The 12,453-nt window shown below is 67.0% G+C and carries 9 protein-coding genes; 5 read left to right on the plus strand and 4 right to left on the minus strand.

The window, feature by feature from the left end; translation table 11 throughout:
- Positions 1-147 precede the first annotated feature (147 nt).
- On the plus strand, positions 148-954 hold the full coding sequence (locus tag ABD260_RS27550) for a nucleotidyltransferase domain-containing protein (protein ID WP_344237926.1): 807 nt from the start codon (positions 148-150) through the stop codon (positions 952-954).
- Between the two features lie 56 nt (positions 955-1,010).
- Here ABD260_RS27550 and ABD260_RS27555 read toward each other — a convergent pair whose 3' ends face one another.
- On the minus strand, positions 1,011-2,447 hold the full coding sequence (locus tag ABD260_RS27555; RefSeq protein ID WP_344237927.1) for an Nramp family divalent metal transporter: 1,437 nt from the start codon (positions 2,445-2,447) through the stop codon (positions 1,011-1,013).
- A 90-nt stretch (positions 2,448-2,537) separates the two neighbouring features.
- Between ABD260_RS27555 and ABD260_RS27560 the strand changes: the two genes are divergently transcribed.
- Positions 2,538-5,573, plus strand: coding sequence for a helix-turn-helix transcriptional regulator (locus ABD260_RS27560; RefSeq protein WP_344237928.1), 3,036 nt, complete (start codon positions 2,538-2,540; stop codon positions 5,571-5,573).
- Here the strand turns inward: ABD260_RS27560 and ABD260_RS27565 are convergent.
- Positions 5,560-6,744: an MFS transporter gene (locus ABD260_RS27565; protein ID WP_344237929.1), complete on the minus strand. Its 1,185-nt coding sequence runs from the start codon at positions 6,742-6,744 to the stop codon at positions 5,560-5,562. The two genes, ABD260_RS27560 and ABD260_RS27565, sit on opposite strands and share 14 nt — an antisense overlap.
- Positions 6,745-6,826: 82 nt before the next feature.
- Here ABD260_RS27565 and ABD260_RS27570 point away from each other — a divergent pair, with 82 nt between their 5' ends.
- Positions 6,827-7,870 (plus strand): ArsR family transcriptional regulator, encoded by a 1,044-nt coding sequence (locus ABD260_RS27570; RefSeq protein ID WP_344237931.1) that lies wholly within the window; start codon positions 6,827-6,829, stop codon positions 7,868-7,870.
- Here the strand turns inward: ABD260_RS27570 and ABD260_RS27575 are convergent.
- Complete coding sequence (locus ABD260_RS27575) at positions 7,857-8,297, minus strand: YdeI/OmpD-associated family protein (protein ID WP_344237933.1); 441 nt, start codon at positions 8,295-8,297, stop codon at positions 7,857-7,859. The genes ABD260_RS27570 and ABD260_RS27575 overlap by 14 nt on opposite strands.
- Positions 8,298-8,480: 183 nt before the next feature.
- Between ABD260_RS27575 and ABD260_RS27580 the strand changes: the two genes are divergently transcribed.
- A complete protein-coding gene (locus ABD260_RS27580; RefSeq protein ID WP_344237935.1) occupies positions 8,481-9,197 on the plus strand; it encodes a hypothetical protein in 717 nt (238 codons plus the stop codon).
- A 26-nt stretch (positions 9,198-9,223) separates the two neighbouring features.
- Positions 9,224-10,096: a DUF3037 domain-containing protein gene (locus ABD260_RS27585; protein ID WP_344238087.1), complete on the plus strand. Its 873-nt coding sequence runs from the start codon at positions 9,224-9,226 to the stop codon at positions 10,094-10,096.
- Between the two features lie 14 nt (positions 10,097-10,110).
- Here ABD260_RS27585 and ABD260_RS27590 read toward each other — a convergent pair whose 3' ends face one another.
- Positions 10,111-12,237, minus strand: a complete 2,127-nt coding sequence (locus ABD260_RS27590; protein WP_344237937.1) for an MMPL family transporter — start codon at positions 12,235-12,237, stop codon at positions 10,111-10,113.
- Positions 12,238-12,453 lie beyond the last annotated feature (216 nt).

A 12,453-nucleotide genomic window follows, 5' to 3' on the forward strand; every position in this document is an offset into this window, starting at 1 on the left:
AGCACCTACCCCAAACCGGTTTGGGGCACCCGGCAACCATCCTCGCCGCACAGCTGTTTGCGAGGTGCGGCATCCCCCGGTAAGTCGTTCGCCTTGGGGCTGGCTGGTGTGCAATTCTGGCCTGCTGGCCTGATTCAAGGAGGATGTATGAGCATGGTCGGCGTTCAGGTGCCGGAGCACCTGCGGGAGCTGGCGGGCAGTGTGGTGGCGGAGGCCGAGCGGGATGCCCGGATCGTTGCCGTCATCGCCGGTGGTTCGGTCGCGACCGGTACCGGCGACGAGTTCTCGGACCTCGATCTCGTGCTGGTGTGCACGCCCGCGGGACAAGCGGCATGCCTCGCGGAGGCGAAGGAGTTCGCCGGGCGCGCCGGGAAGTTGCTGGCGGGCTTCACCGGGGAACATGTCGGCGAACCGCGGCTGCTGATCGCCTTGTACGGCCCGCCGCCGGTGCACGTCGATCTGAAGTTCGTCACGGTGGACGACCTTCGAACCCGGGTCGAGGACGGCGTCGTACTGTGGCAGCGCGACGACAGCATCGACCACGTCTTCAAGGAGTCGGCCGCCGAGTGGCCGCAGGTCGATCCGCAGTGGATCGAGGACCGGGTCTGGGTCTGGGTGCACTACACCGCGGTGAAGATCGAGCGCGGTGAACTGTTCGAGGCGATCGATGCTCTTGGCATGATCCGATCGGCCGCACTCGCACCACTGGCCGCGTACGGGCGTACGTCCCGCCCGGCCGGCGTACGCCGCCTCGAAACGCTGGCGCCGGAGCTCGTACCGGAACTGCGCGCGACTGTCGCGATCGCCGACCGCGAGGACTGCTGGCGCGCGCTGAACGCCTCGGTTGACGTCTACCGCACAGTCCGGGATCGCGCCGGGGCGCCGGTCGTACGCCGCACGGAGGCCGAGGACGCAGCGGTCGCCTACGTGCGGGTGGTCCCAACCCAGTCCTGAGTCGCGCCGGGCACAACCCGGTTCTGAGTGAACCGGGTTGTGCCCGACTGGGGGGCCTAGAGCTTCTTCACCTGGTCGATGATCGTGAACACGGCCAGGCAGCCGAACGCCAGGAACGAGAACCACAGCACCGCCGAGCGCCAGGTCGGGATCCGGATCGCGTGCGGCAGCGCCCGCGAGTTCATCCACCAGAGCAGACCGGAGTAGACGAACATCATCGTGCCCGCCGTACACGCGGAGATGACGAGCAGCACCAGCGGCTGGGTGAGACCGGCGAGCAGCACGATGATGCCAAAGGCAACCAGCCCCCAGACCAGCCAGAAGTACAGCTTGGACTCGGTGATGCGGGAGGTCCGCAGGTACCGGGCCTTGATCATGTCCGAGGTCAGCCGGGACGTGTAGTCGACGATCCCGGCGGCCGCGGCGAACAGCGAGAACGCGCCGATCGCCCAGAACAGGTAGCCGAACCAGCCGCCGACCAGGGTCTGCAGGGTGGTGCCTTCGATCTTCAGGAAGCCGATGTTGTTCTTGACGTTCGGGTCGCCGAACAGGGTGGCGTGGGCAAGCATCGACGTGAACGCGATCGTCAGCACGGTGATCGCGACGAAGGTCGCCGCCTGCTCGATGTTCGCGAACTTCCACCAGCGCTTCCAGCGGGCCAGGTTCGCGTCGTCGGGCGTGAAGGTGTAGCCGTTCGCGGTCGGATCGGCCTCGGTCTCACCGGTCACCGGCGAGGTCAGCCGCGGCACGTGCACGCCCATGCCGAAGCCTTTGTCGCGAATCCAGTTGCTCTGCACCAGGTTCTGCCCGCCGCCGGCACCCGCGTACGCGATCGCGCCCATCACCAGGGCGAACCCGAGCTGTTCCGCGGGGAACTGCGGATTCGTCACCGCGTCGCCGAGCGCACCGTACGTCTTGCCGCGGATCGCGAACACCAGCGCGAGCACGACCAGCAGCGCGACGGCCGCGATCTTCACCGCGATCAGCCGTTCCAGCATCACGTACACGACCGGGGCGAAGGTCAGGATCGCGCCGATCAGCAGCAGCATCCCGATCGCGATCCAGCGCGGGTCGCCGCCGCCGAACAAGTACGTGAGCATGCTCGCGGAGCTCGTCGCCCAGCCGGGCCAGAGGTTCGCGAAGTAGGTCATGATCGCGAAGAACAGGCCCCAGTGCTTCCCGTACCGGTTGAAGCCGGTCAACGCGGTCTCACCAGTGGCCAGCGTGTACCGCTCGATCTCCATGTTCAGGAACCACTGGATCACGACGCCGACGACGGCGCCCCAGAGGAACACCAGGCCGACCTGGCTGGAGATGTACGGCCAGAGGATGAACTCACCCGAGGCGAGCCCGACGCCGGCGCCGACCATGCCGGGGCCGATGATCTTCCAGGTGCTGCTGGGCGGCTCGGGCAGGTCGCGAACCTGCGGCGCGGGCAGGTTCTTGGTGGGCAGTGCGAATCGTCCGTGGTCGGTTTGTGCGGTGTCTGCCATCGGCTCCTCACTTCCTCGACCCCCTGCCCGGAGGGTAGCGAATACTGTCGACAACGGCGACCCCAAACCGGCGAGTGGCAGACTGACCGCATGCGCGGGGTGACGGTTTTGATCGCGGCGTACGTCGGCGCGGCCAGCGCGCCCGCGTACGAGCGGCTGTCCGGTCTGGTCGCCGAGTTGCCGGGGGAGCGGCTGGAAGCTGGTCGGCCGGTTCTCGGATTTGACGACGTGGTGGTCGCGATCGGGGCGGCGCGGGAGCTGCGTACGGCGGCGTCCCGCGTACCGGCCGGTGAGCTGCTGCGGATCGCCCTGCACACCGCGCCGACGGCAACCCTCGCGCTCCGCCATGCCGAACACCTGTTGGCGATCGCCAACCCCGGCCAAACGTTGCTCACCGCAACAACTGCGGCCGAAGGTTCTTGGGATGTCACCGATCTCGGGGTGCATCGGTTGCGCGACCTGGGATCTCCGGAGCGGATCTTCGAGCTGACTGCGACCGCCGAGCCGCTGCGCACTCTCGACGGCATCCCGAACAACCTGCCGGTGATGTTCACCAGCTTCGTCGGCCGTCAGACCCAGGTCGCGGCCCTCCGTACCCAACTCGCCGCCAATCGCCTCGTCACCCTGACCGGGCCAGGCGGCAGCGGCAAAACCCGCCTGGCCGCGCAGACCGCGGCCGAGCTGGCCGACCGCTGGCCCGACGGCGTCTGGTGGGTAGACCTCGCCGGCGTCACCGACAGCGCGCAACTCCCGGAAGCCGTCGCTTCCGCGATCGGGCTCCTCGTCGAGCCCGGCGACCGGCTGCTGTTCGGGCAGTTGCGTACGCACCGCGCGCTGATCTGCCTGGACAACTGCGAACAGATCATCGACGGCGTAGCCGAGTTCGTCCTCGCACTGCACACCAGGTGCCCAGAAATCTCCGTACTCGCAACCAGCCGCGAACCACTGGACCTGCCCGGCGAAGCGATCTGGCGCGTACCCGCCCTGGCCCCGGACGAAGCCCGCGCCTTGTTTCTCGAACGTGCCGGCGCGGAGTTTCCCGAATCGGAGCAGGCGATCCGGTCCATTTGCGTTCGCCTGGACGGCATGCCGCTGGCCCTCGAACTGGCCGCCGCCTGGGTGCGTACGCTCACGCCGGAACAGATCGAGGCCGGCCTCAGCGACCGGTTCGGCCTGCTGACCAGGAACGTACGTGGCGTCGCCGCCCGGCAGCAGACGCTCGCCGCGTCGATCGACTGGAGCCACGACCTCCTCGCGGCCGACGAACGCGAAGTCTTCCGGCAGCTCGCGGTCTTCGCCGGTGGGTTCACGCTGGAAGCGGCGACGGCGGTGTGCGGCGGCGTACGCGACATCCTCGCGCGGCTTGTCGACAAATCGCTTGTCGTCGCGGAGGGCGGCCGGTACCGGTTGCTGGAGACGATCCGCGAGTACGCCGGTACGCGGCTGACCGATCCCGGCCCGGCTCGGGACCGGCATCTGGACCACTACCTGCAGGTCGCTGAGGTCGCGGAGCCCTTGCTGGACAAGGATCGGGACGCTTGGCGGAGGGTGATCGAGCCGGACCGGGAGAACTTCCGCGCCGCCCTCGAACACGGTCTGGCGGCGGCCGATCCGGAACGCGGCCGGCGGTTGGCCGCGGCGCTGCGCTGGTTGTGGAACCTGCAGGCGACCGGCAACGAGGGCATCGGGTACCTGCGCCGGGCGATCGAACGGGTGCCGGATGATCGGTCGTTGCTGCAGGCCCGGTTGCTGTACGGGTACGCGACCGTTGCGGATACCGTCGATCCGTTCGGGTACGACGCGGCCGGTCGCGGACTCGAGCTTGCGACCGAGTTGGGCGATGATCGGCTGCGATCGCTCTTTCTCGCGCTGGTTGCGGTTGGCGAGTTCTTCACTGATTTCGGGAAGGCGTGGGAGCTCACGGCCGAAGGGCGGCGGCTGGCGGAGGGCATCGGCGACGAAGCGGCCAGGAACTCGAACATCGCCTTGCAATGCGTACTCCTCGCACTTCGTGACCGGCACGACGAGCTCCGGCCGTTGCTCGAGCTGGTCGCGGAGGATCTGGTCACGAGCGGCGAGCGAGGGATCGCGTCGACTGTGCTGACGGTGTGGTCGGAGAGTTTGCTGAGCACGGGTTCACCGCGGGAGGCGGTTGCGACCGCCGAGCGGGCACTCGCCGCGGCCGAACCGCTTGCCGACTTTCATCGCGTGGGGGTGGCACGTGGACAGTTGGCGACGGTGCTCGTACGCGTCGGCCGGCTCGATGATGCCCGCGAGTTGATGCGGCCGCTGCTGGAGCTGGCGGAGACGGCTGGTGCGGTCGTACCCAATCTTGGCCAGGTGATGGGGCTGATCGCGTTCTGGGGCGGTGAGTACGACGCGGCGATCGAGTGGATGGCGCGCGACACCGCGCCGGACAGCCCGCTGGCGGGGACGTTCGCACCGACGATGCTGATGCCGACGGTCGCGGCCGCGCTGCGGGCGACGGGGCGTCCTGATGAAGCATCCGAACTGCTTGAACGCGCGGTCGAACAAGCCCGCCGGTACGACCTGCCGCGCATCCTTGCCGATGCCCTTGACCAGCAGGGGCGTGCTGCCATTGCGGACCATCCGGACCAGGCGGCTGACCTGCTCCACCAGGCACTCACGATCCGGGTGGAGCACGGCCTGCGTACGTACCTGATCGACAGCCTGGAGTCGCTCGCGTTGCTGGCTGACCACACCAACCGTCCCGCCGACGCCAGCCGTCTAGCTGCCGCCGCTGCCGAAGCTCGCCAAATCCTAGGCCTACCCGTTGCTGCGTCGCTCACACCCGACAGGCCCGGCCCAACGCTCGACCAGTCTTCCGCCTCGCTCGGTGAGCCGTCCGCGGTGCTCACGCTTGACGAGGCCGTTGCCTACGCGCGGCGGTCTCGGGGTGCTCGTGGGCGTCCGTCATCCGGATGGCCGAGCCTCACCCCCACCGAACAGCAGGTGGCCGCCCTCGCCGTGGAAGGTCTGACCAACCCCCAAATAGCCGACCGCCTCTTCATCAGCCGGGGCACCGTCAAAACTCACCTCGCCCACATCTACACCAAACTCTCAGTCGCCAACCGCACCGAACTCGCCAACCTCAAACGCTCTTGAGCACCCGCACCTCCTTGAACCCCAGCGAACTCCAAGCCGCACAGAGATGACAAACCCCGGAAACCACCGCGACCCGCCCGGCGCCGAACAACTCCGCCAACGGCCCAACCGCCACCATCCCCACCGGAATCGCCACAAACGACAGCAGATCGTCGATGGACGAGATCCTGGAGAGCATTCCCCGATCGACGTGTTCCTGCAGCGACGTCTCCCACGCGACACCAGAGACCGAGAATCCGACCCCGGCCACGAAGGCCGCGATCAGCAACCACCCAGGTTGCACACCAAATCCAAGCGCGAACAGCGGAAGCGCGCCGAGCCCACTCAACAGTTGCCCGGTGGCAAGCAGCCGCCGGACAACCACGCGGTACATCAACGCACTCATCACCAGCAGCCCGACGCCGCGTACGCTCAAGACGACGCCCCACAGCTCGGACTGCCCGGTAAGACTCGGCCCAAGAACCTGCCAGACCCCCACCTGGGCAAGATTCATCACCGCCGACGACACAGTCACCACCCACACCCACCGCACCCGCCGAAACTCACCCCATCCGCGCCAAACCCCAGCCAGTACGTCTGACCGGCGCGGTGCGGTCGTCGGCGACGCGGGCAGTCGTGCCAAGAGCGCGGCGGCGAGTACATAACTGACGGCATCAACGGCGATCGTCGTGCCGCTGCCGGCGGTGGCGACCAGTACGCCGGCCAGCGCCGGCCCGATGACCTTGGTGGCGTTGCGGACTGAACTGAGGAGCGCGTTCGCCTTGCGCAGCTGATCTGCCGGTACGAGCTCCGGGACCAATCCGCGAAGGGCAGGCGAGGTGAAGGCATCCAGTACGCCGTTGGCCGCGCTCAATGCACCGATCAGCAGAAGATCGTAGTGGCCCGTGATCAGCACAACCGCGACCGCGCCCTGCGTCAGCCCGCCACCGAGGTTGGCCGCAACAAGCACCGTGCGCCGGGGCCACCGATCAGCCACCGCCCCGCCGATTAGTACGAAGCACAGCATCGGGATCATCCGCGCGGCGAGCACAATACCGAGATCGGCCGGGTCGCCCGCCGCGTCCAGCACCGCAAACGCCAGCGCGACCGGCGCCATCGAACTACCAAGCAGCGAAACCAGCCGCCCGGCGAGAAAATACCGAAAGGCCGGCCGGCGTAGCGGAGAAGTCACTGCGCCACAATCAGCTACGCGACCCACCAGCACGACTCTTTCGCCGAGCGGCGAAACCCACCCATGCGTTAGGAGACAGAAGTTGACCCTGCTGCGGCTCAACTCACTGGCGCTGTCCCGGTCACGGTTCGCGCTGTCCCCGCTCGCCGAGACCGTTGGCGCGATCATCAGCCTGCGGCGCGGACAGCCCGATCCGTGGCTGTATGCCTGGTACCGGCGTCATCAGCTGCCCTTCAACCGGCGGCTTGAACAGGACCCGTTTCTCAGTGGGCTCGCTGACCTGCTGAGCGCGACGAAGTGGCTGCCGGACGTTGTGGTGCTGCCGCCCAGCGGTGGGATGAACACGGCGCTCGCGGACGAGCTCGACCCGATGCTGACGATGACGGACCGTGAGATCTGCGCCGGTTTGGAGGTGGCGATCGAGCATTGCTGGATCGACCACGACCCGAGCTGGATTCGCGGGCGGGACCTCGGCACACGGTTCGCGGCGGTGCTGCAGTCGGTCTGGAACGAGTACGTCGCCCCGGACTGGCCGCGGCGCCGGCGTGCACTGGAGCAGGAAGTGATCTATCGCGCCGGCCTGTTGGCAGCGTACGGCTGGCCGCGCGCCCTGGACGGAATGAGTTCGCGCAGCAAGTGGATCGGTGCCGACAGCATCAAATTCAGCGGGCAGTCCGGCGCGGACGTACACGTCGGCGACGAAGGACTCCAGTTCGTCCCAGTCACGCTGCGTGGCGGCACCTGGTTGTGCGAAAGCGTGACCCGCGGGTACGCCCTGGTCTACCCAGCACGCCGCGCAGCCACCGAAAGCACGCCCGACGCCCGGTTGGCCGTCGAACAGCTGATCGGGCGCGGCCGTACGCGAATCCTCGAAGCGCTCGCGCGCCCGGCGAGCGTCACCGACCTGGCCGAAACCCTCGACCTGTCACTCGGCACGGTCGGCAGACACCTACGCATCCTCCGCAACGCCAACCTCATCACCGCCCACAAGATGATCTACCACCAAACCCCGCGAGCCAACGCGTTGCTCGAGCCGCCGCCCACGCGCCCCGACCCCTCGGCCGTGCCGCCCACGCGCCCCGGCCCCTCGGTCGTCAAAAAGCCCTCGGCCTTCACGCGCCCTTGAGCGCTTCAACCGCCTTCGCGATCCGCCGCTCGCGTGTTTCCGGCTTCGTCGCGTCGTCGATCGCGTTCACGTGCTCCCGCCGACGGCTGTAACTCAACGCATCAAACGCCTCCCGCACACCAGCCCCCGCCAGCGCCGCCGCGAGATCCTCCGGCACGTCAACCGTCCGCGGATCCCCATCCAGCTCGACCGTAACCGTCACCGCATCACCCCCACCCTTTCCCAGCTCACTCCGAATGCTCTTCAGCACCCCAAGCGCCATACACCCACCTATGGACGCAATCGACCCGCGATACTCAACCCCATCAAAGGCGGCCCGCACCGCAATCCGCCCACCCCCACCAAGCGCGGCCACAACCTCCCCAGGCACCTCCACCCAAGCCCCGCCCCCATCGCCGACCTCAATCGTCCCCTCAAACGTCTCCATCCAACGAGACTACGAGAAATCAGGTGAGCCGACGACGCGCCTACGTTAGGGCCACGACGGATTATCGTGAATCCTGAATAGGCAATCCGCCGGGCTTATGCGATTCTTCTGCAGGTGGAACGTCGCGAGGATTGGCGCGGTGCTCTCGACGGCGTACGCCGATCGGAGGCAACCGAGGTACTGATGGCGCCAGTGCGGACCACAGACTCGGGTGCAGCAGCTTTCCTGGGAATAGCAGAATCCGGCAATCAGTACTGGATCAAACCCCTCGGCAATCCGCAGGGCGATCAAATCCTGGTGACGGAGCAGTTGGTCGCAGCGGCCGGGAGGTTGATCGACGCACCAGTGCGGCCGACAGCCTTGGTCACCGTGCCGCACGAACTCGCCGGCTGGAAGTACGGCGAGACTCAGCGGCTGGCCTCCGGAGTCGCGCACGGCTCACTCAACCTCCCGTCGGCAGACGTCGTAGATGAACTGCTGTACACATTTCACGACGACAACCAACGGCGCCAGCCTGCCCTGGCGGCCCTGTGGGATTGGTGTCTTGGAGAAGACGAGCAGTGGCTCTACGACCTTGATGACGATCGTTCGATCTGGAGCTTCGACCATGGCCTGTGGCTCGGCGGCGGCTTCGGCTGGAGCGGCGACCAGCTCGAGCGCGATGTTGGCGTCGACTGGTCTTGGGACGAATCGGTGATCGGTATGGACAAGGCGGCCTTCCACGAGGTCGCGGATCGGCTCCACGCCGTGACCGTGCAACAGTTGCTGGAGGCCGTAGCATGTGTGCCAACCGCCTGGCAGGTACCGCAGTTCGAGCTCGAGACCGTAGCCTGGCTGCTGTACCGAAGGCGTACACAGGTAGCTGTGCGGCTGAGAGATGCCGGCAGGTCGCTGCGATGACCGAATCGGGACGGAGGTCGAGTGATATGGGTTACAGCTACTGGCTACTGCGATATGTACCCGACTCGGCCCGTGGTGAGTTCGTGAACGTCGGGCTGATCGTAGGGAGCGACGAGGCGTCCGACTGGGCGGTCCGTACCGTCCCGTCGTTGGCGAGAGCATCGCGGCTCGGCGGCGACGCCAGAGTGGTGCAGGATTGGCTCGACCGGATTCGGTTGGCTGTTGCTCCGGAGTCGCTCCACGTACGACGGAACCAGCACGAGTCGCTACCGCGCCTCTCTCTCGCCTGGCTGGATCGCATCAGGCGTCATCTGAACAACACGTTGCAGATCTCGTCGCCGCTTCCCCTTCGAGCGGCCAGCGCGGAGTCCGCAGCCGATCTCCTCTACGACCAACTAATTGTGAGTTCTGAGGGACAAGTCAGGAGCAGTGAGCGGGATTCTGCGGTTCGTGAGCTCCGCGACGCGTTCTACACGGCTGGAGAACTCTCGCCAAGAGAGGTGCAGCGTCGCGTCAGGCTCCAGGTCGGTCGCCAGCACGCGCGCTTCGAGTTTGCGATTGGTGAGCAGCGGATCGCTCAGCTGTCTCAGGTTTGGTCTTTCAATCGCCGGTCGCTGGACGGCCTGACGCAGGACATTCAGGCCTCGAGCTACGCAATTAAGCGACTTCGTGAACACGGCGGAGTTCTGCTGAACCCCGGACGAACCAACCAACGTCCGATCGACCTGATCCCCGACGTCGCGATCAGGGTGCTGTACGTACCGCCGTCGTCGGCTGTACAGCGTGAAGTGTTCGCTGACGCCGAAGATGCCTGGGCAGACCTCGGCGTAGTTCCGTTCCCGCTTGGTCAAGCGGAGCACCTCGCCGAGGAAGCCGCTCACTTGCTCCGGGCAAGCTGAGCTTCCTGACTCTCCTATTTTCCGGCGCGGCTGAGTTTGCTGGGCCACCAGACTTTTTTGCCGAGGTCGTGGGCGAGGGAGGGGACGAGGAGGGAGCGGACGACTGTGGTGTCGAGGAGGACGCCGAAGGCGACCATGAAGGCGATTTGGGCCAGGAAGAGGATGGGGAGGACGGCCAGTGCGGAGAAGGTGGCGGCCAGCACGACGCCGGCGGAGGTGATGACGCCGCCCGTCACCGCCAGGCCGATCAGGACGCCCGGTCTGGTGCCTTCGGTGTGGGACTCCTCGCGTACCCGGGTCATCAGGAAGATCGAGTAGTCGATGCCCAGGGCAACCAGGAAGACGAAGGCGTAGAGCGGGATGCCGGGGTCGGCGCCGGGGAAGTCGAAGAGGTGGTTGAAGACCAGCGCGCTGACCCCGATGGTGGCGCCGAAGGACAGGACGTTGGCGATCACCAGGAGTACGGCCGCGGCCAGCGAGCGCAGCAGCAGCATGAGTACGACGAAGATGACCGCGAGAATGGTCGGGATGATGACGCGCAGATCGCGTTGCGACGCATCCAGTACGTCGAGGTTGATCGCGGTGTTGCCGCCGACCAGGATGTCCGGACTGACCTTGTCGAGCTCGGATCGCAGATGTTTGACCACTTGAGTGGCGCCTGGTGAGTCCGCCGGGACCGTCAGCGTCGCCTGCACCAGCACCTTGCCGTCGACAACCTTCGGCGGTACGCCGGGAGCCGCCGAGGCGGACGCCGCACCGACCCCACTGACCTTGGTCGCGGTCTGAATCACCTGGTCGGCCTGCGCGACCGGGGTGAGGATCTCGACCGGTGTACCAGCGCCGGCGTCGAAGTGCTTGCCGAGTTGCTCCTGCCCGGTGACCGATTCGACCTTGTTCAAGAACAGGTCCTCTTGCGACGTGCCGCTGGCCTTGAACGTCGGCAGGAAGGCCGCGCACGCCAGCAACGCCAGCGCGGTCACGACCCACACCCGGCGGGCGCGCCGCCCGACCAGCCCGGAGATGCGGCCCCAGAGCCGCCGCCCGCCGACCTGGTCGCGGGAGTGTACGTGGTCCAGGCGCGGGATCGACGGCCAGAAGATCCGCCGCCCGAACGCGAGCAGAATGGCCGGCAGGAACGTCATCGCCGCGACGAACGCTCCGGCGATCCCGAGTGCGCCGACCGGTCCGAGGCCCTTCGTACTGCCGAGCTGGGAGAGCAGCAGGCACAGCAGACCGAGGATGACCGTCGCCGCGCTGGCCGCGATCGGCTCGATCGACGCCCGCCACGCGACCCGCATCGCCTGGTACTTGCTTTCGTAGTCGTGCAGTTCCTCTTTGTAACGGGAGACCAGCAGCAGTGCGTAGTCGGTGGAGGCACCGACGACGAGGATGAAGAGGATGCCCTGGCTCTGGCCGTTCAGTTGGAGCACGCCGTGCTTCGCCAGCGGGTACACCACCAGCGCGGCGAGCGCGAGGCCGAACACGGCGGTGAGCAGGACGGCGATCGGCAGGATCGGGCTCCGGTACACGATCAGCAGAATCACGAACACCACGGCGAGCGCCACGCCCAGCAAGATCCCGTCGATCCCGCTGAACGCGACCACGAAGTCCGCGAACACGCCGCCCGGGCCCGTCACGTACACCTGAAGTCCGGTCGGGGTGAGGTCCTGTTTGATGTCGGTGCGCAGTGAGTCCGCGACGGCGTACAGCGCGGTCTCGCCCTGCTTGACCACTTCATCGGCGCGATCGCTGCTGGTTTGTACGGTGATCAGCAGCGCCTTCCCGTCCTTCGACGGCGCCGGCGGACCGATCGGGGCGACCAGGTAGTCGCTGAGCTTCTTTCCGCCGCCGAGGTCCAGCGCCGGGATCTTCGCGATGAACGCGGCGACCTTCGCGCGGTCCACGGCGGTGATCCCGGAATCGCGTTCGACCAGGACGAAGTACGGCAGGATCTTCGAGTCGGTGAACTTGGCCGCCGCGTTCGCGACCTGGGTCGACTCGGCTTGTTTCGGCAGGAAGTTGGCGTTGTCGTTCTGCTGGACCTCGCTCAGTTTGCCGACCGCCGGGCCGCCGAGTGAGCCGAGCACCAGCCAGATGATCAGTACCGCCGCGATCCCCGCCCGCCACATCCACCGCTTCACGATCGTCCCCTCGCCGTCGGTACGCCGACAGTACCGGTTGATCTCTCACCCACCGGCGACCGGTGTGCGGGAGCCGTTTCGGCGGCGTAACAACAAGATGACTACGCGGAAACACCCCGGTCATAACGTCCAGGCCTAATCAGTAAGAGGGCGTCTGGGAACTGTGCCCGCCGAGTGCCGCGCAGTAGGCGCACAGTTCCCAGACGCCCTCTTGGG

This window comes from Kribbella hippodromi, assembly GCF_039531045.1.
Taxonomy (GTDB): domain Bacteria; phylum Actinomycetota; class Actinomycetes; order Propionibacteriales; family Kribbellaceae; genus Kribbella; species Kribbella hippodromi.

Excerpts from the sequence above, each read along its gene's own strand:
- ABD260_RS27550 (WP_344237926.1), top strand. The coding sequence starts at position 148 with ATGAGCATGGTCGGCGTTCAGGTGCCGGAGCACCTGCGGGAGCTGGCG.
- ABD260_RS27575 (WP_344237933.1), bottom strand. The coding sequence starts at position 8,297 with ATGGAGACGTTTGAGGGGACGATTGAGGTCGGCGATGGGGGCGGGGCT.
- ABD260_RS27555 (WP_344237927.1), bottom strand. The coding sequence starts at position 2,447 with ATGGCAGACACCGCACAAACCGACCACGGACGATTCGCACTGCCCACC.
- ABD260_RS27585 (WP_344238087.1), top strand. The coding sequence starts at position 9,224 with ATGGGTTACAGCTACTGGCTACTGCGATATGTACCCGACTCGGCCCGT.
- ABD260_RS27580 (WP_344237935.1), top strand. The coding sequence starts at position 8,481 with ATGGCGCCAGTGCGGACCACAGACTCGGGTGCAGCAGCTTTCCTGGGA.
- ABD260_RS27560 (WP_344237928.1), top strand. The coding sequence starts at position 2,538 with ATGCGCGGGGTGACGGTTTTGATCGCGGCGTACGTCGGCGCGGCCAGC.